Raw genomic sequence first — 25,821 nt, 5'->3', positions numbered from 1 at the left:
TTGGCTACCGTCCCGCCATGACATTTTCGCGGGAGAGACCGCCTTTTGTCGCCGACGAGCGAACGCAGGTTGTGGGCTGGCTGGACCAGCAGCGCGCGCTGGTTCGGTGGAAGCTGGAAGGACTGGCCGAGGCCGACGCGTACCGGGTAGCGCTCCCGGACTCGCCGTTGATGACGCCGGCCGGGCTGGTGTCGCACATGCGGTGGACCGAGCACTGCTGGTTCAACGTGCTGTTCCTGGGCGAGTCGTACGAGGGCAACCCGCAGTTCCAGGAGGAGCCCGAGGACGCCGACATGATGGTCAGCGGCGTACCGCTCGCGCAGTTGCTGGACGAGTTCGAGGCGCAGTGCACGCAGTCGAACGAGATCGTCGAGGCCCACTCGCTCGACGACGTCGGCAAGCACCCGGACTTCAAGGCAGCCCAGGCCACGCTGCGCTGGATGCTCCTCCACATGCTCGAGGAGACCGCACGCCACGTCGGTCACCTCGACGCGATCCGCGAACTGCTCGACGGCCACAAGGGGTATTACTAGACCCTGTGGAGATCCATCGGGCGGACGACCGCTTCCGGACCGCGAGCGACTGGCTGGACTCGCGGCACTCGTTTTCGTTCGGGGCGCATTACGGTCCGGCGAACGTCGGGTTCGGGTTTCTGGTCGCGCACAACGACGAGACGGTTGCCCCGGGCACCGGGTTCGGTACGCATCCGCACCAGGATCTGGAGATCGTGACCTGGGTACTGCGGGGCGCCCTGGCTCATCGTGACTCGCAGGGGAACAGCGGCGAGGTGCACCCGGGGCTCGCGCAGCGGATGAGCGCCGGCTCCGGGATTCAGCACTCGGAGTGGAACGACGGTCCGGACCCCGTGCACTACGTCCAGATGTGGGTCCGCCCCGATCGCCTCGACCTGCCGCCGTCGTACGAACAGAGGGAGCTCGACCTGACCACCGGCGAGCTCGTCCCGGTCGCGTCCGGTCTCGCCAAGCACGCGTCGACGACCGCCATCCACCTCAACCAGCCGTCCGCCGGCATGTCCGTCGCCCGCCTCGCTCCCGGCCAGATGCTCGAAGTACCCGCCGCTCCGCACGTCCACCTGTTCGTGGCAGCAGGCACGGCGGCCCTCGAGGGCGCGGGCGAGCTCGGTACGGCGGACGCCGTACGGCTGACCGGCGCGGACGGCGAGCGCCTCACCGCCGGCCCGGACGGAGCCGAGTTGCTCCTGTGGGAGATGTACTAGTCGGTCTGCTCGCTCATCGTCCAGACGTGGCGGAGCGACTGGCCGGCCACGCCCTCCGGGTTCTCGGCGAAACCCTCGACGAACTGGCTCATGTGCTGCTGCCAGCGCTGGTCGGTCGGGTCGTTGCGCAGGTACGCGACCGCGGCCTCGAAGTCGTCGGTCACCACCAGGTGGAAGAGGTCGCGGCCGCTGCGCCAGATCGACCAGTCGCTGATCCCGGCGGTACGCATCACGGTGATCAGCTCCGGCCAGACGCGGGCGTGCTCGGTCTCGTAGGCCTCTTCGGTCCCGGGAATCAGGCGGCTGTGCAGAGCAAGGCGGGTCACAAAGGAGCAGAATACGCCGGGAGCCGCGACTCTGGAACGCGGTTCCAGAATCCGGGTCCGTCGATTCGCGCAGCGTCTCGGTCCCGATTCACCGATCATCTGCTGCCAACTCCTGAGCGGGTGCACGCGTCGTACTTGCGTCGGTTGAGTAGGTTTCCGAGGGAGCCACACGCCGAAGACCGTGCCCCGGTGTCCATCCGTCGTCGTGCGAGAGTTGGGATTGTGAAGCGAACCACTGCGATCGTCTGCCTGAGTAGTCTGCTGATCACCGCTGGTTGTTCGGACAGCAAGTCCGGCGGCGGCGGGAAGTCCGGCAGCGACGAGCAGCAGGCGTCCGGCGCGGTCATCAAGCAGTTCGCCGACGCCTGGGTGAAGGCCTGGGCGCCGAACGGGAAGCCCGACGCGGCCGGAGCGCTCACCGACAACCCGACGGTGTTCGCCAAGCGGCTCGACGACGTCGACAGCGCGCTGGTCGCGAGCACCGTGACGGTCACGCCGCAGGGCGAGCCGAAGTGCACCGACGGCAGCTGCACCCAGGATCTGGCCGTCGAGGCGCAGCTGCGCGGTATCGGCGCGATGAAGTGGACCAGTACGGCGACCGCGGCCAAGACCGGCGACGCCTGGAAGGTGAAGGCCTCCGGCGACACGATCTACCCCGGTCTCGGCGACAGCAACTACCTCAAGCGGGTCCGCCAGTTGCCGGCCCGGGCCTCGATCCTGGACCGCAACGGCGTCGCCCTGACCGCGAACCGGCCGGTCGTGATCGTCGGCGTCGCCGCGGGCACCAAGGCGACGGCAGCGACGTACGCCGCGTTCACGAAGTACCTCGACGTCGACGGCGCGAAGCTCGCGGCCCGGGCGAAGGCCGCACCGGCCGGGCAGTTCGTGGACGCGATCACGATCCGGGCCGAGGAGTGGGAGGCGCTCCGGCCGACCATGAGCAAGCTTCCGGGCGTACTGACCATGGGCGGCACGCAGTCGCTGCCGCCGACCGCGACGTTCGCCCGGTCGCTCCTCGGCACCATGAAGACCGCGACCGACGAGACCCTGAAGAACGCCGGTCCGACCGCGTCGGCGCAGGACCAGGTCGGCACGACCGGCCTGCAGTACGCGTTCCAGCAGCAGCTCGCCGGTACGCCGGGCGGCACGGTCGCGCTGCGGGACGGCAAGACCAAGCTGACGATCAAGACCGTCTTCGCCCAGAAGGGCACCGCCGGCAAGCCGGTGAAGACCACGCTGGACACGAACATGCAGAAGGCCGCCGAGGCCGCGCTGGCCACCAGCAAGCTGCCGGCGTCACTGGTCGCCGTCCAGGCGTCGACCGGTCAGATCCTCGCCGCGGCGAACGGGCCGCAGGTGGCCAGCTACAACCGCGCCTTCCAGGGCCGGTACGCCCCGGGTTCGACGTTCAAGATCGTCACCTCGGCAGCACTGCTCGGCAGCGGTGAGACCGCCGCGACGCCGTTGCCGTGCACGGACACGATCAACGTGTTCGGCAAGACGTTCAAGAACTACGACGCGCTCGCGGCGTACGGCAACGGCACGATGCAGACGGCGTTCAACAAGTCCTGCAACACCGCGTTCATCTCGCAGCACGCGCGGCTGCCGAAGGACGGGATGACGAAGGCCGCGGCGATGTTCGGCATCGGGCGGGACCTGAACCTGTCGATCTCGGCGTACGGCGGCCAGGTCCCGGCGCCGAAGGACGACGTCGAAGAGGCCGCGTCGATGATCGGCCAGGGGACGGTCACCGCGAGCCCGCTGGCGATCGCGCTGGTCGCGGCGACGGTCGACCACGGTACGGCGATGAAGCCCGTGCTCGTACCGGGTAAGGACGCCGCCGGCGCGGCCGCCTCCCCGTTGCCAGCAGCAACTGTTGCGAACCTGCGGACGTTCATGCGGACCACAGTCACCGGCGGTACCGCCAGCGTGCTCGCCGGGAACGGCGCAGTCGCCGCGAAGACCGGTACTGCCGAGGTCGTGGTGAAGGGCAAGGTGACCACCAACGCCTGGATGGCCGGCTACCGCGGCGACGTCGCGTTCGCGGTCATCGTCGAGGGCGGCGAGTCCGGCTCGCACACCGCCGGCCCGCTCCTGAAGAGCTTCCTCAGCAGCTTCAAGTAACCGAAACGCCCCGTCGGCAGATTGTCGGCGGGGCGTCGTACTGTCCGCCTATGAGTGAGACAGAGCGGACTCGAGATGTCGTCGAACGCTATTTCGCGACGATGGCGGCCAAGGACTGGGACACGTTCGGCACGCTGCTCAGCGACGACGTGGCGTACGAGATGCCGCAGACCCGGGAACGGATCTCCGGCCGGGACAAGTACCTGCGGTTCAACCGCGAGTACCCGGGCGACTGGACCTGCACGGTGACCCGGCTGATCGCGGACGGGACATCGGCCGCCGGATCGCTGAACTTCGCGGTCGAGGAGAACGAACTGGTCGCGTTGGTGTACTTCGAGCTGCGCGACGGGCTGATCGTCCGGATCACCGACTTCTGGCCGGAGCCGTACGAGCCGCCGGCCGGGCGCGAGGAGCTGGTGGAGCGGGTGGCCGCGGAGGTCGACCGGTTGTCGGTAGGAAGTTCCTGAGAGTTCGCTGAAAGCGCGCCGTGACGGGGAAATTGTCACTTAGGGTTGCTGGATGGAGAGCTTGGTTTGCCCTAAGTGTCACGGCGCGATGCGGACGTACGAGCGCAGCGGGATCACCGTCGACCAGTGCGGTGACTGCCGCGGGATCTTCCTCGACCGGGGTGAGCTGGAGCGGCTCGTCGACGCCGAGGCGCGGTTCAACGCGCCGCAGCAGTCGCAGCAGGCACAGCAGCCGCGGTACGAGGAGAAGCGCTACGAGGAGAAGAAGCGGTACGACGACGACCGCCGGTACGACAACGACCGGCGCTACGACGACGACCGCCGGTACGGGAACCAGTACCCGCACAAGAAGAAAAAGAAGTCCTTCCTCGAAGACCTCTTCGACTAACGGGCGATGATCGTGCCCTGAGCGATCGCGCACAGGGTCGACGTACCGGCGTCGTCGAGCGTCGTGAGTTCACACGTGCAGGTCGCCTGCCGCCTGCTCGAGTAGGCAACCTTCGCCTCGGCCCGGAGCACCATGCCCCGGGCCGGGCGGAGATAACTGATCGTGAAGCCACCGGTCAGCACCTCAGGGCCCAGCGCCGTGCCGCCGGCGAAGGTGAGCGCGTTGTCGGCCGCGTAGCTGAGTACGCCGCCGTGCAGGAAACCGTTCTGCTGCTGGAGATCCGGCCGAATGTCGATCTCCAAGGTCGCCCCACCACCCCCGAACTCCACCACCCGCGCCCCCACCAGCACACTGAACGGCTGCGCGGCCAGCAACTTCTGCGCCATCTCCAACGTCAGATCCGCCACCTGCGCACGATATCTGGTGCTCGCAGGTGCGTGTGGGGACATCGGGCTCTCGTGCGACAGGAAATCGCGGGCCCCGGCCTTTGGTGGGTAGGCGTCCGAGAGGCTGGGTCTGCGCCCGGTATCTGGGTCGCCAACCCAGCATCTCGGACGCCTACCCACCACACGACGCGACAGGCGACCCGGCGCAAAGCGCGATCCTTGACATGGCCGCCCTTCCAGCCAAGCGGGATATCGTCAGCCTCGTGACCACGCTGCCGGTGCTCCTGCGCCCGATCACTGACACCGAGTACCCGCGCTGGATGGAGCGTGCCGCCGCATCGTTCGCGGCCGGCGTCGGGCCGTCCCGTGGGCTGACCCCGGACGAAGCGCTCGCGCTCGCCTACGAGGAGACCGAGCGGCTGCTGCCGGAGGGCCCGGCCACCGATCAGCAACTGATCTGGATCGCGGTCGCGGCGGACGAGCCGGTCGGAAGTCTGTGGATCAGCACCAAGTCGAAGGTGCCGTTCATCTACGGCATCGAGGTGGACAGCGGCCGGCGCGGCAAGGGGTACGGGCGGGCGATCATGCTGGCCGGCGAGGAAGAATGCCGTCGACTCGGCTACAAACAGCTGGACCTGAACGTCTTCGGGGACAACACCACCGCGATCGGCTTGTACGGCTCACTCGGCTACGCGGTGATCTCGCAGCAGATGCGCAAGGACCTCTGAGAAACCGACTGGACGACGCTTTCCGGGACGGCATACCGTGGTCGGTGGCAGCCGCACGTCGGAAGGACCCACAGGGAGCGATGTCGACACGCCGTCGAGATAAGGGTTGATATACGTTCAACCCCCGCGGTCGGACCGGACCGCGTAGCCGGGACGGACCTCAGCGTCCGCCTGGCCGATCTCACGTGACGTGAGCGGCCTGCGCTCTGCGCGTTTTGCGCGGTGACGCTGCCCGGTCCTGACGTTCTCTCGAAAGCGGTGCATTCCCATGACACCTGTCATTTCGGCCCATGATCTGACCAAGACCTACACCTTCCACCAGCAACGCGCCGGCCTCGGCGGCGCGCTGAAGAGCCTGGTGCGACGCAAGTACGAGACCCGGCTCGCCGTCGACCGGGTCACCTTCTCCATCGGCCGTGGCGAGGTCGTCGGGCTGCTCGGCCCGAACGGCGCCGGCAAGACGACCACGCTGAAAATGCTGTCCGGCCTGCTCTACACGACCTCCGGCGACCTGCAGGTCCTCGACCACACGCCGTCGGACCGCAAGCACGACTACCTGCGCAGGATCGCGCTCGTCATGGGCCAGAAGACCATGCTGTGGTGGGACGTTCCGGCGATGGAGAGTCTCCTGCTGCACAAGGACATGTACGGCCTGTCCACCGCGGAGTTCGACCGGAACGTCGCCGAACTCGCCGAGCTGCTCGAGGTCGAGCACCTGCTGAACGTGCAGGTCCGCAAAACCTCCCTCGGTGAACGCATGAAGCTCGAACTGATGGCGGCGCTGGTCCACGGCCCGGAGATCCTGTTCCTGGACGAGCCGACGATCGGTCTCGACGTGGTCGCGAAGGCCCGGGTCCGCTCGTTCCTCGCCGACGTCAACCGGCTCCGCGGGACCACGATCCTGATCACCAGCCACGACATGGACGACATCGAGGCGCTCTGCTCGCGGGTGATGATCATCGACCACGGCCGGCTGCAGTTCGACGGCGGTCTCGACGACCTCGTCCGTACGGCGCAACCTCGCAAGCTGGTGCGGGCGACGTACGCCGCGCCTGTGGAAGTCGGTCACCTGGACGGGGTCACGGGGGTCGAGGTTTCCGGTCCGACGGTCACGCTCGAAGCGGATCGGGAGCGCGCCGGTGCCGTGATGGAGCAGCTGACCCGGCTCGGCCCGCTGGTCGACCTCGACGTCGCGGACGCCGACATCGAGGACATCATGCGCGACCTGTTCCTGCGCCGCAGCACGCTGGGGGACGCATGAGCACCGTCACCCGGAACCTTCGCGTCGTACGGCGGATGACGGCGGCGGAGATCGCGCAGCAGTCCGTGTACCGCGGCGCCTGGATCATCTTCATGCTGGCGAACATCACCATGCCGATCATCTCGCTGCTGATCTGGCGGACGGCGCTCGCGAGCGGGGCGCAACTGCCGGTCGACGAGCGGTACGTGACGACGTACTTCGTGCTGCTCGGGTTCGTCACGATGGCGACGTCGTCGTGGATGGCCGGGTTCCTCGCCCAGGACATCCGGATGGGGAAGCTGTCGAGCTGGATGATCCGGCCGGCGTCGCTGCTGACCGGCTTCGTCGCGAACAACCTGTCGGAGAAGTTCCTGAAGCTGTTCGCGCTGGTGCCGATGATCGGCATCGTGTGGTGGATCTTCCGGGACTCGATGAACATCCCGGCCGGCCCTGGACGCTGGGTGCTGTTCGCGCTCAGCATCCTGCTCGGGGCGATGCTGGTGTTCACGATCGACATCCTGATCGCGTCGCTGGCGTTCTGGATGGACGACGTCAGCGCGCTCGTCCAGGCGCGCGTGATCATCGCGAGCGTCCTGTCCGGTGCCGTCGTACCGCTGGCGCTGATGCCTGCGTGGTCGCGGGGATTCGTCGACCATCAGCCGTTCCGCTACACGGTGTCGTTCCCGGTCGAGATCGTCGCCGGTCAGCTGACCGGGCGGGAGCTGCTGGTGGGGCTGGGGATCCAGCTCGGGTACGTCGTGGTGTTCGCGGCGATCGCCCGGCTCGTCTGGTCCGCGGGGATCCGCGCGTACTCGGCGGTGGGCGCATGAGGTACCTGAAGCTGTGGCGACGGTTCTTCCTGCAGGCCGTGGTGCGGGAAACTCATTTCCGTGCGCATTTCCTGACCACGCTGCTCGTCGGGCTCGTGCAGCTCGGGCTGGGGATCGTGCCGACGTTGCTGCTGTTCGGGTTCACGGCCGAGGTGCACGGGTGGTCGCGGGCCGAGGTGATCGCGCTGGTCGGTGTGTTCCAGATCGTCACCGGGCTGATGGCGACGTTCGTCGCGCCGAACCTGAACCGGATGACGACGTACCTGACAGAAGGTGAGCTCGACAGCGTGCTGCTGCGGCCGGTGTCGAGCCAGTTCTACCTGACGCTGCGGTGGATCAACGTCGCGGAGCTCACGAACGTCGCCAGCGGCATCGTGGTCCTGGTGATCGGGCTCGTGCAGGCCGGTATCAGCTTCGGTCCGGGGCAGGTCGCGCAGGCCGTCGTACTCGTCGGCACCGGTCTGGTGCTGCTCACCGCGGTGTGGTCGGCGATGTCGTTCCTGGCGTTCTGGCTGCAGTCGGTGAACCCGATCGGGTTCGTGTTCCTGAACCTGATGGAGGCCGGGCGGTACCCGCTGGTGTTCTTCCCGGTCGCGGTGCGGACGTTCCTGACGTTCGCGTTCCCGGTGGCGTTCGCGACGACGTTCCCGGTACGGGCGCTGACGGGCGATCTCGGCTGGGGGACGGTGGCCGTCGGGCTCGGGCTCGCGGTCGTGGCTCAGGGCCTGGTGCGGTTGGTGTGGCGGCGCGGGCTGCTGACGTACTCCAGCGCGTCCAGCTGATGTGGTTACCTGTCAGCTATGAGCTGGTGGCTCCTGCACGTGGACATGGATCAGTTCATCGCGGCCGTCGAGATCCGGCGGCGGCCTGAGCTCCGTGGGCTGCCTGTCGTGGTGGGCGGGTCCGGCGACCCGACCCAGGCACGGCAGGTGGTCGCCACCGCGTCGTACGAGGCGCGCGCGTACGGCGTACATTCCGGGATGCCGGTGCGGGCGGCGTACAAGAAATGCCCGGACGCCGTTTTCCTTCCGTCGGATCCGGCGGCGTACGACGCGGCGTCGGCCGAGGTGATGGACACGCTGCGGTCGTTCCCGGTCGTGGTCGAGGTCTGGGGCTGGGACGAGTGCATGGTCGGCGCCGAGACCGACGACCCGGAAGCACTGGCTGCTCAGTTGCGGGCTGCCGTCGTGGAGCGGACCTCGCTGACCTGCGCGGTCGGTATCGGCGACAACAAGACCCGCGCCAAGCTCGCGACCGGGTTCGCCAAGCAGGAACGCTCGCACGCGGCGCCCTTCGAAGGTGCCGGCCCCGCCACCGGGATCTACCGTCTCACCGCGGCCAACTGGCGCGAGGTGATGAACCACCGCCCCGTCCGCGACCTGTGGGGTATCGGCCCCCGGATGGAACGCAACCTCGGCGAGCTAGGAGTGCTGACGGTCGCCGAACTGGCCGCCGCCGACCTGGACGTCCTGAAGAAACGCTTTGGCCCCAAGATGGGCACCTGGTACGCCGCCCTGGGCCGCGGCCTCGGCGACACCGAGGTCACCGACGTACCCCGCGAACCGGTCTCCCGCAGCCACGAGGAAACCTTTGCCGAAGACCTGGCCGATCAAGCGGCCGTGGAACGCGAACTCCGCCGCATCGCCCTCGAGGTCACCCGCGAGGTCGTCGCCGAGGGCCGCACCATCCAACGCGTCGCGGTCAAGGTCCGCTTCATCAACTTCTACACCCCCATCAAAAGCCGCAAACTCAAAACCCCCACCCAAGACCCCGAAGTCATCGCCACCACAACCCTCGAAATCCTGCAAAAGTTCACCCTCAACCGCCCCATCCGCCTCCTCGGCGTCCGCGTCGAATTCGTCCCCGCGCCGTAGCGTTATATAACTTTATACGAAGAAAGTTATATAGTGAGCGGTGTGGACCAACCCGGAGACCTCCTGCCGGCGATCTCGGACCTGGATTTCAGCATCCCGTCGGATATTGCCGCCGGAGCGGAGGATGCGCTCGTCGAGATCTCCCGCTTCGACGCCGAGCTGGCCGCATCGCTCCCGCGCGCCGATGGTGAGCTCGCGCCGCTCGCCGTCGTCCTGCTACGCACCGAGTCGGCGTCCTCCTCGCAGATCGAGGGTGTCACCGCAGGAGCGAAAGCGCTGGCCATCGCCACCTTGAACGAGTCCTCGGGGCAGAACGCCAGGATGGTCGCCGCGAACGTCGAGGCCATGCAGAAGGCGATCGACCTGGCCGATGACCTCAGCACCGACTCGATCCTCGCCGCCCACCTCGCGCTGATGCATGACCAGGCCTACGCCCACCCCGGGCGGCTGCGCGACGGTCAGGTCTGGATCGGGGGCGGGCCGACCCCGCACACCGCGACGTTCGTCCCACCCCGCCGCGAGCGGGTGCCGGCGTTGATGGACGATCTGGTCAGGTTCTGCCGGCGGACCGACATCCCGGTCCTCACCCAGGTCTCGATCGCACATGCTCAGTTCGAGACGATCCATCCGTTCAACGACGGGAACGGCCGCACCGGCAGGACTCTCGTCCACGCGATGCTGCGTCGGTCCGGCGTGACCCGGCGGCTGACGGTCCCGGTCTCAGCCGGCCTGCTCACCGACACCGATGCGTACTTCGCAGCGCTCGGCTCGTACCGGGACGGCGACCCAGCACCGATCATCAGTCAGTTCAGCCGTGCCTCGTTCGCGGCCGTCGGCAACGGCCGGCGCCTCGTGAGCGACCTCACCGGAATCTACGCAGAGTGGCAGCAGATCCTGCCGTCCAGGCAAGGTTCGGCTGCGCGTCGTGTCCTGCCACACTTGCTCAGCCAGCCGGCAGTGACTGTCGATCACATCCAAAAGCATCTGGAAGTGTCACAGCCGGCTGCTCGGCGCGCCGTCGATCAGCTGGTCGAAGCCGGGGTCCTGAAACAGATCTCGACAGGAAAGCGAGACCGCGTGTGGATCGCCCGCGACGTGATCACCGCACTCGACGACTTCGCAACTCGCTCGGGCCGCCGCGGTTGATCGTGCGGTTGTTCTCCGCATCCATCAGCTGAGCGCGGCGAGGACCTTGGACATGGCCTCGTAGCTTTCGTGGACCGCTTTGGTGTTGTGGAGGCGGTGGCGTTCGAGGCGGAGGGTGGCGAGGTGGCGGGCTTCGTAGATGGTTGCTCGCCAGGTTGCGGCGGGTGTTCGGTTCAAGGTGCCGTACGAGTCCCAGAAGGACTCTCGTTCGTCGGGTTTGGCCTGGGCCATGCGGATGGTCCAGTCGGCGGCGGGGTCGCCGAACTCGGTGCGGTCGAAGTCGAGCACTCCGGAGATCAGGGGTTCGGGGGACTCGGCGTCGAGGAGGCAGTTGACCGTCCAGAGGTCGCCCGTCAGCAGGTGTGGTTCGTGGATTTCGTCCAGTGTTGCGCGGCCTTGTGCGGCCAAGTCGGCGGATTCTCGGACGTCGGCGGCGTCTAGGCCCAATTGCTCGAGGTCGTCGGCGATCTGGGTGAACGATGCGATGACGGCCTCGCTCCAGGACGCGTACGACGGGCCGGAGACGCGACCGAAGTGCGGTCCGCGTACGTCGTGCACGGTCCGGGTGATGGCGCCGAGTTGGCGGAAGAACGTCGTACGACCGGATCGCGGATAGCTGCTGAGATGCTCTGGAGCGGGGATTCCGGGTAGGCAGGTCTGGATCATCCAGTCCCGGTCGACGACTTCGTGCGACCAGTCCACGGCGAGTACCCGCGGCATCAGAGGCGCGATCGCGGTCAGCCAAGGAATGCTCGCGTACTCGTTCCGCATCAGGTGCAGCTCGGACCCGAACTGCATGTCCTCCCGCGGCGCCACCCGCAGAATCACCGGGGCATCCGATCCAGCCAACTCCACCCGGTAGACGCTGTTGTAGCCCGCGAACCCCAACTCATCGGCCCGCACCATCACGACACCGGAACCGAACGCGCGCCGGCAGATCGCCTCGAGCTCCTCGTTCATGGGTAGGGACTTTAGGTCAGGTGGTAGGTGCGGGTGGCTGTGGTGTTGAAGACGGACTCTTGGTCGGAGGCGGACAGGGTGGAGGTGAGTGTTTCCGCGGTGGTGACGACGTCGGCGTAGGACGCGGCGAGGAGGCAGACCGGCCAGTCGGAGCCGAACATCACCCGGTCCGGGCCGAAGGCCTCCAGGACGGTGTCGGCGTACGGCTGCAGGTCTTTGGCCGTCCAGGTCGTCCAGTCGGCCTCGGTGACCATGCCGGAGAGTTTGCAGGTGACGTTGGGGAGGGCGGCCAATTCGCGGAGTTGGGTGGCCCACGGGTCCAGCGGCTCGCCGATGACCGGTTTGGAGATGTGGTCGACGACGAACGTGAGCTGCGGGAGGTTGCGGACGGTCTGGATCGCGGCGGGCAGGTGCGGTGTCTTCGTGAGGAGGTCGTAGGCGAGGCCGGCGTCCGCGACGGCGGCCAGACCACGTTGTACGTCGGGACGCAGCAGCCAGTCGACATCGGGCTCGTCGTGCACCTGATGGCGGATCGCCTTCAGGTACGTGCCGTCCGGACGAGCCTGCAGCGACGCCACCGTGTCGGCGACGTCGGGAGCGGTCAGGTCGACCCACCCGACCACGCCCGCGACGAGATCGTTGCCAGCGGCAATCTCCAGGAATTCGACTGTTTCCGCGACCAGGCCGACGGTCTGCACGAGGACCGTCGCACTGACCTCGGCGGCCGCGGCGAGCGGTTCCAGGTCGGCGATCGAGAAGTTGCGCCGGATCGGATCCATCTCCGGTCCCGCCATCCACGTCTGCTCGCGGACGGTGAGATCCCAGACGTGGTGATGCGCGTCGACTCTGCTCATGCGGGTGTGGTCCCTTCACTCAGGCAACGCGCCGGTCGTCGATGGCATCAGCATTCCAGTCGATCCCCAGACCCGGTACGTCGGGCGCGACCGCATGCCCGTCGGCCACAGCCATCTCCGATCGCGTGATCGCCCGCAGTTGCGGGATGTGCTCGACGTACCGCCCGTTCGGCACCGCGGCGGTCAGGCTGACGTGCAGCTCCATCAGGAAGTGCGGACACACCTCCAGGTTGAAGGTCTCCGCCAGATGCGCGACCTTCAGCCAGGGCGTGATCCCGCCGACTCGCGCGACGTCGACCTGCACGATCCCGGCGCCACCGGAGGCAACGTACTCCCGGAACTGCGAGACGGAGTACAGCGACTCCCCCACAGCGATCGGAATCGACGTCGACTCGGCCAGACGGACATGCCCGGTCACGTCGTCGGCCGGCAACGGTTCCTCGAACCAGGACAGGTCCACGGCTTCGAACGCCGCAGCCCGTCGTTTTGCCTCGGCGTACGTCATGGACTGGTTCGCGTCGACCATGATGTCCAGCGACGGCCCCACGGCGTCCCGCACTGCTCGCAGCCGCTCCACATCCTCGTGGACACGCGGTTTGCCGACCTTGAGCTTCACACCGGGCCAGCCTGCCTTCTGTGACGCGAGAGCACCCGCCACCAGCTCATCCGTTGTCAGATGCAACCAGCCGCCCTCTGTGTCGTAGAGCGGCACCTGCTGCCGGTACCCACCAGCCAGCCGCCACAGCGGCTCACCAGCCCGCAGACACCGCAGGTCCCACAGCGCAGTGTCCACAGCAGCTAGAGCGAGTGAAGTGATCGCACCGACCGTCGTAGCGTGCGTGGACCAGAACAGGTCCGACCAGAGCCCTTCGACGTTCCGTGCATCCTTGCCGACGAGTCGGGGCAACAGGTGGTCCCGCAACAACGCGAGTACGGCGGTGCCGCCCGTGCCGATCGTGTACGAGTACCCGAGCCCGGTCAGCCCGTCGGATGTCGACAAAGCGACGAAGATCGTCTCCTGCTTCAGGAAGGCCTGGACGGCGTCGGTGCGGACCGTCTCGACCTCCAGGTCGACCAGGTACGCCTCGGCCCCGACGATCGTAGAGCTCACCGATTTCCTCCAAGATCCTATAGGATATTGCGTACCTGATGCTCCCGCTTCACACTGGACCCGTCAAGGCGGACTGCGAGTCGGGCAGAATGAGGCCCTTCGCGGGTGGAGCACGGTGCGGGAGGAGCAGGCGACAGTGACGGATGCGCATGTGGGCCTGGCGGGGCAGCTCGCCCGTCTGCCGCAGCGACAGGTGCTGAGTGACGACGTCTACGAGACGGTCAAGGGCCTGATCATGGACAGCGTGGTCGAGCCGGGCACCCGGTTGAACATCGATGCACTGACCCGTGAGCTGGGCATTTCCCAGACCCCGATCCGGGAGTCGCTGGCCCGACTGGAGTCCGACGGCCTGGTGATCAAGGAGCCGTTGCGCGGGTACCGGGTGTCGTCGCGGCTGACCCGCGACGAGTTCGAGGACCTCTTCGAGTACCGCCTGCACATCGAGCCGTGGGCAGCCGGGCGCGCCGCCGAGCGGTCCGGCGCCGAGGACCTGGCCCGGCTCAAGGCGGAGATGCTCAGCTACACCGACGTACCGGATCGTCCGTCGTACGACAGCTATCGGGCGATGGCCGCGCACGACCAGCGGTTCCACGACCTCGTTCTCGAGCTGGCCGGCAACGAGACCGCGCGGCTGTCCTTCCAGCGGACACACTGCCACCTGCACCTGTTCCGGCTGTACTACGGTGGCGGCATCGCGACGAAGGCGTTGCGAGAGCACAAGGCAGTGGTGACCGCCGTCCGTAAGGGCGAACCGGAGGAAGCGGCCGCGGCGATGCGGTCCCACATCGAGGCCTCCCGCGCCCGGCTGCGGCCCATCTTCGACAAGGCCTAGGAGAAATCTGTGGAACTGCTCCGCCTCGGCGCGGTCGGTGAGGAGCGCCCGTACGTGCGCGCCGCCGACGGCACCGTTCACGACCTGAGCCCACTCACCGCCGACATCGACGGAGCGTTCCTCGCCGCCGACGGCATCGCCCGGACCCGCGCCGCGCTCGAGGCCGGTGAGCTGCCGGTCGCCGATGCCGAGGGCCTGCGGGTCGGCGCGCCGATCGCCCGGCCGGGCGCCGTGGTCTGCATCGGCATGAACTACGCGGCGCACGCGGCCGAGGGCGGCGCCGAGCCGCCGAAGCAGCCGATCGTCTTCTTCAAGCACCCGAACACCGTGGTCGGCGCGTACGACGACGTTCTGGTGCCGCGGGGTTCGGTGAAGACCGACTGGGAGGTCGAGCTCGCGGTCGTCATCGGCAAGGAGGCGCGGTACGTCGAGACCGACGAGGACGCGCTCGCGTGCGTCGCCGGGTACGCCGTCTCGAACGACGTGTCCGAACGCGCGTTCCAGATCGAGGTCTCCGGCGGCCAGTGGTCGAAGGGGAAGTGCTGCGAGACGTTCAACCCGCTCGGGCCCGCGCTGGTTCCGGCCGACGAGGTCGATCCCACGAACCTGAACCTGCGGTCCTGGGTGAACGGCGAGCCGCGGCAGGACTCGAACACGGCCGACATGATCTTCTCGGTCGCCGCGCTGATCCGCGACCTCTCGCAGTACATGGTGCTGAGCCCCGGCGACATCGTGAACACCGGCACACCGGAGGGCGTCGCGCTGTCCGGCCGGTTCCCGTACCTGTCCCCCGGCGACACGATGGAACTCGAGATCGAAGGCCTCGGCCGCCAGAAGCAGTCCCTCGGCAAGGTTCTGTCTGGTGATCCAGCGCCGTAGCGAGGAGGTGCTCGGTGCGGTAGCTCGGCGTGCGGGGGCGAAGGTCTCGATGCGGAGCATCGTGGCCTTTGCACCCGTGCGGCGAGGTGCCGTGCCGAGTGCCCCGCAGTAGGCGATGGATCACCAGACAGGACCTTGGCCTGAAGAAACTGTCCCCGGCCGGCTTTAGGGTCGGCCGGGTGACCGACTTTCTCGCCGATATCAGCAGCTCGTACGACAACGTCGCAGTGTCGTACGCCGAACTTGTCGTGACCGGCGCCGACTGGGAAGACGCCGCGTTCGACCTCCTCACCGAGCTGTTGCCCGGTGACTCGCGGGCCGTGCTCGACGTCGGCTGTGGACCGGGGCGGACGACCGGTCTGCTGGCTGCGCGCGAACTGCAGGTCGTCGGGATTGACCTGTCGCCCGGGATGATCGAGGTCGCCCGCCGCGATCGCCCGGAGCTCAGCTTCCGCGTCGGCTCGATGACCGCCCTCGACGTACCGGACGACTCGGTCGCCGGCGTCGTGTCGTGGTGGTCGATCATCCACCTGCCCCGTGACGTCGTCCCGCAGGCGTTCGCCGAGTTCCACCGCGTGCTCGCTAACGGCGGCGTCCTCCTGATGGGTTTCCACGTCGGCGAGGAATCGACCCACAAGACGTCCGGCTACGGCGGCCATCCGATGAACATCTACGTGCACCGCTGGACCGCGCCCGCCCTCACCGAGATCGCGGTCGCCGCGGGCTTCACGCCGTACCTGGACCCGGAAATTCCCGAGGACCGGCTGTTCTTCCGGAAGTAACCTCTGCCCATGACTTCTCGCGTGCGGACGGTGACGTTCGATGCCCACGACCCCTACGAGATCGCCGGCTTCTGGCTGCAGGTTCTGAAGGCCGAGCGCCCCGACGACGACCACCCCGGCGACCCGTACGCCTCGGTCCCGACCGACGGCCTCACCGTGCTCTTCGAACAGAACAACGACGAGAAGGTCGTCAAGAACCGCGGCCACCTGGACCTCGAGCCCGAGACCACCCGCGACGAAGAGGTCGCCTGGCTCCTGACACTCGGCGCAACCATCGCCCACGACCACCGCGAACCCGACGGCACCGGCTGGGTCACCATGCAGGATCCCGAAGGCAACGAGTTCTGCGTCCTCCGCAGCGCCGCCGAACGCGCCGCAACCAGCTAGGCCCGGCTACAGGTCGTCGACGTACGGGGTCTGGCCGGTGAGGTTCAGGCGCCAGTCGGTGGTCTGGGCGGTGGCGGTGAGGTCGTAGCCCTGGCGGCGGGCGGTCAGTTCGTGGCGGCCCTCGGAGGGCTCGGAGACGGTGACCTTCCAGCCGCGGGACTCGAGGGTTTCGGCGGCGAAGCCGATCTGGGCCTCGGGGTCGGGTGTGGTCGTGGGGTCGCCGGTTTCGACGGTGATCGTGCAGACCGACTCAGGTCCGCGGTCGTCGGACAGCGCACCTTGGTCGATGGGGCCGACGTCCTGGGCCACGACCGGCGTCTGACCGGGTACGACGATTGCCGCCACCGCTAGGAGTTCCGAGCGGAGGTAATTGCGGGCTTCGGTCAAGGTCACGCTTCCGTGATACACCGTACGGCCAAGCCCCGCGAGGGCACGCCGCGTTTCGGTGTCAAGAAACGACCGGCGTCTCCCCGGTGAACGTTATCCGCCAGTCCGCCTCCCACGCGTGAACGGCGACGTCGAAGCCGTCCCGCTGGGCGGCGACCCGGTAATGACCGTTCTCCGGAGGTACGACGTCCGCTGTCCAGCCGCGCGCCCGCAGCGCGTCCGCGGCGGCCTCGACCTCGGCCACCGGATCCGGCGACCGCGGATTACCGGTCTGAACGGTGACCCTGGACACGGTCGCGGGCCCACGACCGTCGAACAGTACGCCGGGATTGATCGGCCCCGGGTCGTGCGTCACCACCGGCCGCTGACCGGGTACGACGGCTGCCGCCACCGCAAGCAACTCGCTCCGCAGAAACTCACGATCACCCGTCATCGCCGCCGCCCTTCCGAACCCCGCCCCGCACCGTTGGCGCCTCGTCCCGCACCGTTCGCGCCTCGTCCCGCGCCGTCCGGTGGTCGGCCCGCGGTGGGCTGGCCGGCGGCGGCTCCGGCGGACTCCTTCGACGGTTTGGTGAGCGCCACAACTCCGTCGTACACCTTGGACGCCATCCCCGCGACCGTGTTCAGCGGACCGCCCCACGATGCCCCGAGGAGCAGTTTGGTCTCGGTGGACCGGCTGGTGTTCGTGGTCGTGATGCTGCCGAGGTCGCCCCGGATCACCCGCCCGATGTTGCGCAGCGCCTCGCTGTTCTCCCGGTAGTACTCGTTGTGCCAGTGCACCGACACCGGGTCCTCGCCCCGTGGGTCGACGGTCGCCATCCGGATCGCGTCCGGAAAGTTCGCCGGATCAGGCCCGTGCCACTCGGAGTAGGAGACGTAGTCCCCCGCCGCCCGCTCGGTGAACAGCCGGGTCGGCGGCTGGACAAAGTCGGCGGCCTCGTCGACGTACTTCGCGATCCCCGGCGATCCCGTCATCACCAGGTGCTTCGGCCGCGCGCCCGCCCGCACGGCCTGTGCGCCCACGTCGGTGCCGTAGGAGTGCGTGACCAGCGTGACGTCGGCATCGTCCGCCTTCAGTTCGTCGACCTCACCGAGGAACGCCGCGAGCCGCGGCCCGGCCTCGATCGCCGCGTCCTGACTCGCGGCCTCCAGCAGGTTCTTCGGTGAGTCGTAGTCCATCCACACCACGACCGCCGTGTCCGGTCCCGCCTCGGTCCGGATCAGGTCGCCGCGGTCCGCCTGGCCGTTGAACGTGTCCAGGCTGTTCCCCATCCCGGGAACGAGGACCGCGATGTGTTTCGCGTTCCGGAGATCGCCCAGTACCTCGACTGCACGCCCTTGCCCCTCGGGATCCACCGAGTAGAACTGCCGCGGCCGCTGGACCTCGACGACGTTGCCGTCGGCATCCGTTTCGGACACCGTGACGGGAGTGAGCAGCTCCTTGACGGTCTCCAGCCGCTTCTGCTGGTCGTCACTCGCCGTACCGGCGTCGACGGCTGCCTGCAGCCGCTCGCGCGCCGCGACCAGCACGGCATGACTCGCACGGAACCGTTCGGCAAGCTCGTCGAACTCAACCATCGTGACTCCCCGTGACAGCCGGTCACCTGGGCGTGCAACCGGGCCAGTCGCAGTTTGTCAGGCCTAAGGTGTCAAGGCCAGTGACCAGTTGCCGGAGTGGTACGAAAGGCTGACCGTGGCCAGGGGGCGTACGTCGACGTGGCGGAGCGACTCCGCCGGCGCGTCGACGACGTACAGGACGATCGCGCGGACGACCGCCGGATGGACGACCGCGAGTGTGGAGCCGTGTTCTCGCGCCGCCAGATCGCCCAGCCAATCGGCGACCCGGGTGAGTACGTCGTTCTCGGTCTCGCCGCCGGGCGTGGCGGTGTGCGGCCGCTCGAGCCACGCCGCCACCTGCGACGGCTCGGACGCGAGCAGTTCCTCCAGCCCGCGTCCGGTCCACTCGCCGTACTCACGGTCCCGCAGCGCCGGTTCCACGACTGGGTCGAGCCCGAGTACGGCGGCCGTGCGTACGGCGGCCTGCTCCGGGCCGGCGTACACGGCGTCAGCGGACAGCTTCAACTCGCGGGCCGCCTCGACACTCGCCGGATCCGGCTCGGCGTCCCCACCGAGCACGAGTCCGCGCAACGCGGGCGTCAAGGCATGCGCGAGCAGCGTCAGAGACTGGGGTGCGGTCAAGCGGCAGCAACCTTCGATCGGCTCGGCCGGCGGTCCACCGCGACCGCGTACCCGAATCCGAGCAGGAGCCACAGCGTCGCCTGCGTACCGAGCGAGGCGAACCGGAACTGCCACAGCAGCGTAGCGGGAAACGTCTCCGGAACCTCGTTGATCCGCGGCAGAATCAGGTACGCCGCCACGACGGTGACGACCAGCCCGACGACACCGCCCGCGAGCCGGGCGACCTCGCCGTACCGCGCGGCCCACCGGGACAGCGCGACACCGGCCCAGACCGCGAGCAGGCCGATCACCAGCGTCAGGAGATAGGTGACCGTCCTTTTGGTGATCGTGTCCGGGTCGCCGACCGCCGGCGGATTCGGTGGATATTTGAGGAACGGGACCAGCACGACGCCGACGAAACCCGCGGCGGCGAGCCCGAGCGCGGCGTACGCGTCGTTCCCGGTCCGGAGCTTGCGGCGCAGCAGCGTGAATGCGACCGCGAACAGTCCGCCGAGCGCGACGCCGTACAGGCTGGTGGCGAGGAACAGCCCGGCCCGCTGACCGTCACGGCTGACGAGCGGCTCTTCCTCTTCGGCGGCAGCAGGCTCGGTGCTGTCGCCATGGTCATGGGTGTGCGCGTGACTGCCGGCCTCTTCGATCGCGATCGCCGCGTCGACACGCGGCTCGCCCAGCACGTAGGCGAACGTTCCGGCCAGCAGGCCGGCGAAGAGTCCGACGATCAGTCCGCGCACCAGGAGCGATCCGAAGGTGCGCATGTCGTCTAGTGGCAGGGAACGCCGAGAAGGTGGCGGCCGTCGTGCATCAGCTCGTGCAGGTACATCCCGGACCGGGACACCGCACCCTGGTCGAACCCGACCAGATACGCGAGCAGCAGCATCAGGCCGACGCTGAGCAGCGCGGCAGCGAGAAGCTTGGGCGAGAGAGCCGGTACGGCGACCGACTGGGCAGGAGCTGCCATCTGAACTGAACCTCCTGGGGAAGTGCGCGTCCCCTTAGAAAGGCTGCGAATGCCCGAGCGTCCTGACTTACGAGCCGAAACTCGATCACAGTGGCGCGGCCGTCCCGGATTCCCACCGGCTTCCCTCACGGCACCGCAGGTTGACCCCCGAACCGTAGGGCCCCCACCACACCCCGGTCAACGCACCACGACCCCCCGGTGACCTATCCCACCCACACCCGACCAGCATCAGCACGTTAGTCCGGCTGGTGAATCCAGCGGCGCGGTGGCGGCTGCTGAACTACCCTGGGGAGATGCCGTCCGCTCACCACTTGTTTGCGTTTGCGATTACTGCGTTCATCATCATTGTGGTGCCGGGGCCCAGTGTGTTGTTCATTGTGGGGCGGGCGTTGGCGGTGGGGCGGCGGGAAGCTGTGTTGACGATGGTGGGGAACACGGTGGGGGCGGCGGTTCTGCTGGGTGGGATCTCGGTGGGGCTGGGGACGTTGATCGCGGCCAGTGCGGTGGCGTTGACCGTGGTGAAGCTCGTGGGGGCGGCGTATCTGATCTATCTCGGGGTGCAGGCGTTTCGGTCGCGGAAGTCGCTGGTCGAGGCGATGCGCGGTACGGCGACGCCGAGTACGACCCGGCGTACCATCCGGCAGGGCTTCCTGGTGGGCGTGACGAACGCGAAGACGGCGGTGTTCTTCGCCGCTGTGCTGCCGCAGTTCGTCGACAAGGGAGCCAGTGCGCCGGCGTCGGCGCAGATCCTGATCCTCGGGCTGATCTTCATCCTGATCGCGCTCGCCTCGGACAGCGTCTGGGCGTTCGTGGCCGGTACGGCGCGCGAGTGGTTCGCGCGCTCACCGCGCCGGCTGGAGATGGTCGGGGGCGCCGGCGGCCTGATGATCATCGGCCTCGGCGCGAGCATCGCGGTGACCGGCTCCAAGGAATAGGAGACTCACCCGACTGAGATTTGGGCGGGGGTGCGCATCGGCAGCACGACAGGAGGTATCGGTCGGCTGGGTAGTGCACCTGAGCGTGACTGTGCTCGTGTGTACGGTGTCTCGCTGGTGCACTACCTGTCGAGCTGCAGGGCGGTGGGATCACCCGTTCGTCGGTACGTTCTCCGAGCGCGGCCGTCGTCCCGAGCGACTCATTCATTGGTCACAAGGGCTGAAGAGGCTCTATGGAGTAGCGGTACGGCGGCCTGCGGGTACTCCGAGGAGTGCGAGCAACGCGGGAAGGCCGAAGGCGACGAGGTATGCGAGTACGGCGGAATGCGGTTCCATGGCTGCGAACAATGAGCCGCCGATTGCCAGGATCGTTGCTGTTGACAACGAGTCGCTGAGCTGCAGGGCCGAGCTGTTGGCGCCCTGCTCGTCGCGTTCGGAGTACTCGAGGACCAGCACCGACAGGGTCGGGAACACGGTTCCCATGCCCAGTCCGGTCAGGCTCCAGCCGAGGATGCCGACCAGCACAGGGACGTTCGGGTTGAGCGTCAGCGCCGCCGTGACGATCCCGACCAGGATCGCGAGCATGCCGGCCTGCAGGAAGACGGCGTGGGAGAACGGCTGGTTCGGCCGGCCGCGGTACCACGACGCGGCGGACCAGCTCAGTGCGCTGACCGTCAGCACGAGACCGGCGAACGCCGGCGACAGGCCGCGTTCCCGGGTGAGCATCAACGGCAGGAACACCTCGGCGCCGAACCCGGAGGCCGCCACCAGCCCGCGCAGTGCGATCACCGACGGCAGTCCGCGCCCGAACGCGAACGTCCCTGACGGCAGCAGCCGCGGTCCGAAAGCAACCACCCCGCCAAGACCGATCACGAGCAGGACGATCTGTACGACGCCACGCTGCTGCCCGCCGTAGTGCAGCAGCCCGACACCCACCGCGGCCGCGACCGCCCACAGCGCCCGCTTGTCCCACAGCTTCCCCGGACGTACGTCGTACGCGCTCCCGCGGGCCAGGCCGGGACGCATGACGACCGCGGCCGGGATCGCGATCGCGGGTACGGCGAGGAACACGAGCCGCCAGTTGGCGTGCTCGACGATGAGGCCGGCGATCGCGGGACCGACGAGTGACGGTACGACCCAGCCGGTCGCGAACGCGGCGAAGATCCGCGGGCGGAGGCGGGCCGGGTACAGCTGACCGACGACGACGTACAGCGCGACCGTGAGCAGCCCGGAGCCGAAGCCTTGGATGATACGGCCCGCGACGAGGACCTCCATCGATGGCGCCAGGCCCGCGATCAACAGTCCGGCCAGGAACCACGCCGTACCGTGCCAGAGCGGCCGGGTCGGGCCTTTCAGGTCACTCCAGGTGCCGGAGACAACCATCGCGACCACGCCGGAGGCGAGTGGGCCGCCGAACGCGAGCGCGTACAGGTTGAGGCCGTCGAGCGCCTGCGCGACGGTCGGCATCGCGGTCGCGACCGCCAGGGACTCGAACGCGACCAGGGTGATCAGCGCGACCATCCCGACGGTCAGTGCGCGGTACTGCGGGGAAAGGACGCCGCCTGTCTCAACGGTCGGCTCGGCAACGGTGGTCATGCCGACGACCATCGTTGCTCAAGTGCACTTTAAGTCAACTAGGTCCTGTCTGGTGGTCCAGCGCCGTAGCGAGGAGGTGCTCGGTGCGGTGCATCGGCGTGCGGGGGCGAAGGTCTCGATGCGGAGCATCGTGGCCATTGCACCCGTGCGGCGAGGTGCCGTGCCGAGTGCCCCGCAGTAGGCGATGGATCACCAGACAGGACCTACAGAATCGCGGCCAGGACGAGCGCGAGGATCGGCGGTACTGCCTGGGTGGCGGCGGCGCGGACCATTCGACGGTCGGAGGCGAGGAGGACGATGCCGGCGCCGGCCATGCACGCGCACGCGAAGAGCGCGATGGCGTGGCCTTTGTCGCCGCCCCACACCAGGCCGCCGAGCGCGCCGATCGCCAGGAACAGGTTGTAGAAGCCCTGGTTGAACGCCCACGGCCGTGCGGTCTCCACCTCGGTGTCCTTCACCAGGAACCGCCGGTAGGTGCTCGGCTTGCGGAACAGCACGCTTTCCATGGCGAACACGACCACATGGAACACACCCGCGATGACGACGAAGATCTGCGCGACGACGCTCATGCGGGGAACGTACCGCTACGCGCGCCAATCCGTGGCGAAGGCGCGCGCTGGGTTGTTCCGGAACACGGCGTCGGCGATGTCCGCACCGAAGTACCGCATGATCCGCGGCCTGAGGTGGGTCAGCAGATACGGCATCCCCGGACCCTCGCCGGTCGCCGCCCGGGCCCGGGCCGTCGTGGTGTCGCCACCGAGCAGCAGGCGGTCCGCGTACCCCGCGTCGATCAGCGCCGCGAGGCAATCGGTCAGCCGTGGATCGGTCGCGTTGTTGGCCCGCGACGGTCCGTCGAACGCCAGCCAAGCACCCCGCTGCGCCAACTCGAGATGCACGCGATGATCGGGGAACCGGTTGAGATGCCCGAGGATCACAGCGGCCGGGTGGACGTCGAGCGTGTCGACGAGCAGATCGAGTACGGCGTCAGCGGCGGAACCGAGCTCGTGATGAATGGCGATCGGCGCGTTGGTCACGTGGTGAGCCTCGGCCGCCGCCCGCATCACGAGCTCGGCATGCCCGTCGAGGACGTGGAACCCGCCGGCCACCTTGATCAGCCCGGCGCGGACCGGCGTGTCTCCGATACCGGTCGTCAGCTCGCGGACGAAGATCTCGGCCAGCCCGTCCTGCACCTTGTCGACGTACCCGTCCGGGTAGTGCTCGCGCCGATGCAGGCCGGTGGCCGCGACGATCGAAACGCCCGTGCTGGTGGAGATTCCGGGCAGGAGACCGGCTTGCCGGTTCAGCCCGTGCGGGGTCCATTGCACGATCGCCTGACCACCCGCGTCCGCGAACGCCCGTACCTCGGCGATCGCGGCCGCCTCGTCGTCCAGCTCCTGCCCGGGAAGCACCGCCGAGCGGAAGAACAGGTGATCGTGCGAGTCGGTCACGCCGAGCGCTTCCGGCACGAGGTCGTTCAGGACCGTACGGATCCGCATCAGAGTGGCTCGATCTCAGGCGGCCTGCTGGCCACTCGAGCGGCGACGACGACCACGACGGGCGGGGCGGCGCCCCGGAGCGGAAGCTCCACCGCGAGCAGGTTTCTTCGGCGACGCCGCCGTCTGCTTGGCAGGCTCCTGCTTGACCGGTGGGGCGACGTACGTGCGGTCGCCCGGGGCCAGCTCGGCGAGCAGCGGGTGATCGGCGCCGAGCTTGGTGACCTTCGGCGCGATGCCGGCCTTGCGGGTCAGGTCGCGGACGTCCCGGACCTGCTCGTCGGTCATCAGCGTGACGACCGTACCCTCGGCGCCGGCGCGGGCCGTGCGGCCCGAGCGGTGCAGGTACGCCTTGTGCTCGATCGGCGGGTCGGCGTGGATCACCAGCGTGACCCCGTCGACGTGGATCCCGCGAGCAGCGATGTCGGTCGCGACCAAGGTCCGCGCGGAGCCGTCGGAGAACGCCTCCAAGTTGCGCGTACGGGCGCCCTGGGACAGGTTCCCGTGCAACTCGACAGCGGGGACACCCTGGGCGATCAGCTTCTTCGTCAAGGACTTGGCGCCGTACTTCGTCCTGGTGAACACCAGCGAGCGACCCGGCGCCGCGGTCAGGTCGACGAGCACCGGGAGCCGCGTGTCGGGCTGGACGTGCAGGACGTGGTGCGTCATCTGGGAGACCGGTGAACGGGCCGAGTCGACGCTGTGCGTGACCGGGTCCGTCATGAAGCGCCGGACGAGAACGCCGACGCCGGCGTCCAGCGTGGCCGAGAACAGCAGCCGCTGGGCCGTGTCCGGGGTGGCTTCGAGAATCCGTCGTACGGCGGGCAGGAACCCGAGGTCGGCCATGTGGTCGGCCTCGTCGAGCACCGTGATCTCGACCGCGCCGAGCTTCGCGTGACCGGCTTGGACGTGGTCCTCGAGCCGTCCCGGGCAGGCGACGACGATGTCGGCGCCCTTGCGCAGGCCGCTAATCTGCGGGCCGTGACCGACCCCGCCGAAGATCGTCATCGAACGCAGGCCGAGGGTGTCGGCGAGCGGCGTGATCGAGGCCTGGATCTGGGTCGCGAGCTCGCGGGTCGGAGCGAGGATCAGTGCGCGCGGATGGTTGGGGCGGCGCTTGGTGCCGCTCGCCGCGAGCCGCGCGAGGACCGGCAGGACGAACGCGTAGGTCTTGCCCGACCCGGTGCGTCCGCGGCCGAGGACATCCTTGCCGGCCAGCGAGTCCGGCAACGTGGCCGCCTGGATCGGGAACGGCTTCTCGACCCCGGCAGCGGCCAAGGTGGCCACCAGCCGAGCGGGTACGCCGAGTTCCGCGAAGCTGCGGTTGTCCGGGGCAACCGTTTCGGTCACCTCGTCATCGTTGCTGATGGCAACTTCGAGCTGCTGGTCGGCGACCGCGGGCTGCTGGTTGCGCGCAGCACCGGAACGGCGCCGGCGCCGCGGCCGTGACTGGCCGGCCCGTGCGTCCCTGGCCGGCTTGTCACCGGCGGGCTTGCGGGACTGGGAGGTGGATTGGTTGGACGTGGTTGTAGACGTGAGGCGGCGGGCCGCCATAGTGGTACTCCAAAAGTTCGGGGGTCGTCCTGCCCGGCGCGGCCGGTGGGCCGCGGCGCGTGGTGGTCGACTGCTGGCGCACGGTAATTGCGCTCACCGGCCCGAGGCAGAACTGGGCGGGCCGTCGTAAGCAGTTTACGGCACAGCA

General features: G+C 68.4%; 31 protein-coding genes and 1 riboswitch. Of the genes, 16 read left to right on the top strand and 15 right to left on the bottom strand.

The annotated features are described in order from the left end of the window. The first annotated feature begins 17 nt into the window (after positions 1-17). Together E0H92_RS03125 and E0H92_RS03120 are read left to right on the top strand one after the other, a co-directional pair. Entirely contained in the window at positions 18-533 is a 516-nt protein-coding gene (locus tag E0H92_RS03125; RefSeq protein ID WP_131495322.1) for a DinB family protein, read from the top strand. Positions 534-538: 5 nt separating this feature from the next. Next, complete coding sequence (locus tag E0H92_RS03120) at positions 539-1,237, top strand: pirin family protein (RefSeq protein WP_131495321.1); 699 nt, start codon at positions 539-541, stop codon at positions 1,235-1,237. On the opposite strand, the gene E0H92_RS03115 is transcribed toward E0H92_RS03120, so the two are convergent. Then, a complete protein-coding gene (locus tag E0H92_RS03115; protein WP_131469236.1) occupies positions 1,234-1,563 on the bottom strand; it encodes an L-rhamnose mutarotase in 330 nt (109 codons plus the stop codon). The genes E0H92_RS03120 and E0H92_RS03115 overlap by 4 nt on opposite strands. A gap of 222 nt (positions 1,564-1,785) precedes the next feature. On the opposite strand from E0H92_RS03115, the gene E0H92_RS03110 reads away from it, so the two are divergent. From E0H92_RS03110 to E0H92_RS03100, 3 genes are read left to right on the top strand one after another with little or no spacing between them, the layout of a single operon-like run. Next, complete coding sequence (locus E0H92_RS03110) at positions 1,786-3,687, top strand: penicillin-binding transpeptidase domain-containing protein (protein WP_131495320.1); 1,902 nt, start codon at positions 1,786-1,788, stop codon at positions 3,685-3,687. A gap of 50 nt (positions 3,688-3,737) precedes the next feature. Next, entirely contained in the window at positions 3,738-4,154 is a 417-nt protein-coding gene (locus E0H92_RS03105) for a nuclear transport factor 2 family protein (protein WP_131495319.1), read from the top strand. Positions 4,155-4,206: 52 nt separating this feature from the next. After that, entirely contained in the window at positions 4,207-4,542 is a 336-nt protein-coding gene (locus E0H92_RS03100) for a TFIIB-type zinc ribbon-containing protein (RefSeq protein WP_131284108.1), read from the top strand. Here the strand turns inward: E0H92_RS03100 and E0H92_RS03095 are convergent. Then, a complete protein-coding gene (locus tag E0H92_RS03095; RefSeq protein ID WP_238173294.1) occupies positions 4,539-4,949 on the bottom strand; it encodes a PaaI family thioesterase in 411 nt (136 codons plus the stop codon). The two genes, E0H92_RS03100 and E0H92_RS03095, sit on opposite strands and share 4 nt — an antisense overlap. 242 nt (positions 4,950-5,191) lie before the next feature. Between E0H92_RS03095 and E0H92_RS03090 the strand changes: the two genes are divergently transcribed. The 6 genes from E0H92_RS03090 (at position 5,192) to E0H92_RS03065 (ending at position 10,746) form a co-directional block, all read left to right on the top strand. Then, entirely contained in the window at positions 5,192-5,656 is a 465-nt protein-coding gene (locus E0H92_RS03090) for a GNAT family N-acetyltransferase (RefSeq protein ID WP_238173293.1), read from the top strand. A gap of 268 nt (positions 5,657-5,924) precedes the next feature. Then, the gene (locus tag E0H92_RS03085) at positions 5,925-6,917 is read left to right on the top strand and encodes an ABC transporter ATP-binding protein (protein WP_131495316.1); all 993 of its coding nucleotides are present in this window, start codon (positions 5,925-5,927) and stop codon (positions 6,915-6,917) included. After that, on the top strand, positions 6,914-7,726 hold the full coding sequence (locus E0H92_RS03080) for an ABC transporter permease (protein WP_131469224.1): 813 nt from the start codon (positions 6,914-6,916) through the stop codon (positions 7,724-7,726). The genes E0H92_RS03085 and E0H92_RS03080 overlap by 4 nt, the downstream gene beginning before the upstream one ends. Beyond that, complete coding sequence (locus tag E0H92_RS03075) at positions 7,723-8,508, top strand: ABC transporter permease (protein ID WP_131469222.1); 786 nt, start codon at positions 7,723-7,725, stop codon at positions 8,506-8,508. Before E0H92_RS03080 ends, E0H92_RS03075 begins: the two co-directional genes overlap by 4 nt. 18 nt (positions 8,509-8,526) lie before the next feature. Further along, the gene (locus E0H92_RS03070; protein ID WP_131495315.1) at positions 8,527-9,600 is read left to right on the top strand and encodes a DNA polymerase IV; all 1,074 of its coding nucleotides are present in this window, start codon (positions 8,527-8,529) and stop codon (positions 9,598-9,600) included. A gap of 42 nt (positions 9,601-9,642) precedes the next feature. After that, a complete protein-coding gene (locus tag E0H92_RS03065) occupies positions 9,643-10,746 on the top strand; it encodes a Fic family protein (protein ID WP_131495314.1) in 1,104 nt (367 codons plus the stop codon). A gap of 24 nt (positions 10,747-10,770) precedes the next feature. Here E0H92_RS03065 and E0H92_RS03060 read toward each other — a convergent pair whose 3' ends face one another. From E0H92_RS03060 to E0H92_RS03050, 3 genes are read right to left on the bottom strand one after another with little or no spacing between them, the layout of a single operon-like run. After that, positions 10,771-11,706 carry a phosphotransferase family protein gene (locus E0H92_RS03060; RefSeq protein ID WP_131495313.1) on the bottom strand — a complete coding sequence of 312 codons (936 nt, stop codon included), beginning with the start codon at positions 11,704-11,706 and terminating at the stop codon, positions 10,771-10,773. An 11-nt stretch (positions 11,707-11,717) separates the two neighbouring features. Continuing rightward, entirely contained in the window at positions 11,718-12,560 is an 843-nt protein-coding gene (locus E0H92_RS03055; RefSeq protein ID WP_131495312.1) for an amidohydrolase family protein, read from the bottom strand. Positions 12,561-12,579: 19 nt separating this feature from the next. Next, entirely contained in the window at positions 12,580-13,671 is a 1,092-nt protein-coding gene (locus E0H92_RS03050) for a mandelate racemase/muconate lactonizing enzyme family protein (protein ID WP_238173292.1), read from the bottom strand. 136 nt (positions 13,672-13,807) lie between these two features. Here E0H92_RS03050 and E0H92_RS03045 point away from each other — a divergent pair, with 136 nt between their 5' ends. The 4 genes from E0H92_RS03045 (at position 13,808) to E0H92_RS03030 (ending at position 16,551) form a co-directional block, all read left to right on the top strand. Continuing rightward, on the top strand, positions 13,808-14,503 hold the full coding sequence (locus E0H92_RS03045; RefSeq protein WP_131469212.1) for a GntR family transcriptional regulator: 696 nt from the start codon (positions 13,808-13,810) through the stop codon (positions 14,501-14,503). A gap of 9 nt (positions 14,504-14,512) precedes the next feature. Further along, positions 14,513-15,382 carry a fumarylacetoacetate hydrolase family protein gene (locus E0H92_RS03040; protein ID WP_131495310.1) on the top strand — a complete coding sequence of 290 codons (870 nt, stop codon included), beginning with the start codon at positions 14,513-14,515 and terminating at the stop codon, positions 15,380-15,382. 179 nt (positions 15,383-15,561) lie between these two features. Beyond that, entirely contained in the window at positions 15,562-16,164 is a 603-nt protein-coding gene (locus E0H92_RS03035) for a class I SAM-dependent methyltransferase (protein WP_165549676.1), read from the top strand. A 9-nt stretch (positions 16,165-16,173) separates the two neighbouring features. Further along, positions 16,174-16,551 (top strand): VOC family protein, encoded by a 378-nt coding sequence (locus E0H92_RS03030; protein WP_131495308.1) that lies wholly within the window; start codon positions 16,174-16,176, stop codon positions 16,549-16,551. 6 nt (positions 16,552-16,557) lie between these two features. Here E0H92_RS03030 and E0H92_RS03025 read toward each other — a convergent pair whose 3' ends face one another. From E0H92_RS03025 to E0H92_RS03000, 6 genes are all read right to left on the bottom strand, one after another. Beyond that, complete coding sequence (locus E0H92_RS03025; protein WP_238173291.1) at positions 16,558-16,944, bottom strand: hypothetical protein; 387 nt, start codon at positions 16,942-16,944, stop codon at positions 16,558-16,560. Positions 16,945-16,999: 55 nt separating this feature from the next. Further along, positions 17,000-17,371, bottom strand: a complete 372-nt coding sequence (locus E0H92_RS03020) for a hypothetical protein (RefSeq protein ID WP_131495307.1) — start codon at positions 17,369-17,371, stop codon at positions 17,000-17,002. Then, entirely contained in the window at positions 17,368-18,516 is a 1,149-nt protein-coding gene (locus E0H92_RS03015) for an alpha/beta hydrolase (protein WP_131495306.1), read from the bottom strand. Before E0H92_RS03015 ends, E0H92_RS03020 begins: the two co-directional genes overlap by 4 nt. Positions 18,517-18,579: 63 nt before the next feature. Continuing rightward, entirely contained in the window at positions 18,580-19,137 is a 558-nt protein-coding gene (locus tag E0H92_RS03010) for a histidine phosphatase family protein (RefSeq protein WP_131495305.1), read from the bottom strand. Then, on the bottom strand, positions 19,134-19,892 hold the full coding sequence (locus E0H92_RS03005; protein WP_131469200.1) for a CbtA family protein: 759 nt from the start codon (positions 19,890-19,892) through the stop codon (positions 19,134-19,136). Before E0H92_RS03005 ends, E0H92_RS03010 begins: the two co-directional genes overlap by 4 nt. Before the next feature lie 5 nt (positions 19,893-19,897). Beyond that, the gene (locus E0H92_RS03000; RefSeq protein ID WP_131284143.1) at positions 19,898-20,095 is read right to left on the bottom strand and encodes a CbtB domain-containing protein; all 198 of its coding nucleotides are present in this window, start codon (positions 20,093-20,095) and stop codon (positions 19,898-19,900) included. Positions 20,096-20,152: 57 nt separating this feature from the next. After that, a riboswitch (cobalamin riboswitch) is annotated at positions 20,153-20,219 on the bottom strand. Between the two features lie 169 nt (positions 20,220-20,388). Here E0H92_RS03000 and E0H92_RS02995 point away from each other — a divergent pair. Then, positions 20,389-21,030: a LysE family translocator gene (locus E0H92_RS02995; RefSeq protein ID WP_131469195.1), complete on the top strand. Its 642-nt coding sequence runs from the start codon at positions 20,389-20,391 to the stop codon at positions 21,028-21,030. A 231-nt stretch (positions 21,031-21,261) separates the two neighbouring features. Here the strand turns inward: E0H92_RS02995 and E0H92_RS02990 are convergent, their stop codons facing one another. The 4 genes from E0H92_RS02990 to E0H92_RS02975 form a co-directional block, all read right to left on the bottom strand. Then, entirely contained in the window at positions 21,262-22,626 is a 1,365-nt protein-coding gene (locus tag E0H92_RS02990; RefSeq protein ID WP_131495304.1) for an MFS transporter, read from the bottom strand. Positions 22,627-22,829: 203 nt separating this feature from the next. Beyond that, the gene (locus E0H92_RS02985; protein ID WP_131469191.1) at positions 22,830-23,195 is read right to left on the bottom strand and encodes a DUF1304 domain-containing protein; all 366 of its coding nucleotides are present in this window, start codon (positions 23,193-23,195) and stop codon (positions 22,830-22,832) included. A 15-nt stretch (positions 23,196-23,210) separates the two neighbouring features. Then, positions 23,211-24,122 carry a phosphotriesterase family protein gene (locus E0H92_RS02980; RefSeq protein WP_131495303.1) on the bottom strand — a complete coding sequence of 304 codons (912 nt, stop codon included), beginning with the start codon at positions 24,120-24,122 and terminating at the stop codon, positions 23,211-23,213. A gap of 15 nt (positions 24,123-24,137) precedes the next feature. Further along, on the bottom strand, positions 24,138-25,673 hold the full coding sequence (locus tag E0H92_RS02975; protein WP_238153517.1) for a DEAD/DEAH box helicase: 1,536 nt from the start codon (positions 25,671-25,673) through the stop codon (positions 24,138-24,140). Positions 25,674-25,821 lie beyond the last annotated feature (148 nt).

This window comes from Kribbella speibonae (genome assembly GCF_004331375.1).
Taxonomy (GTDB): Bacteria; Actinomycetota; Actinomycetes; order Propionibacteriales; family Kribbellaceae; genus Kribbella; species Kribbella sindirgiensis.
Note: the sequence above shows the minus strand (reverse complement) of the source record. Positions and strands in the feature narration are given on the sequence as shown.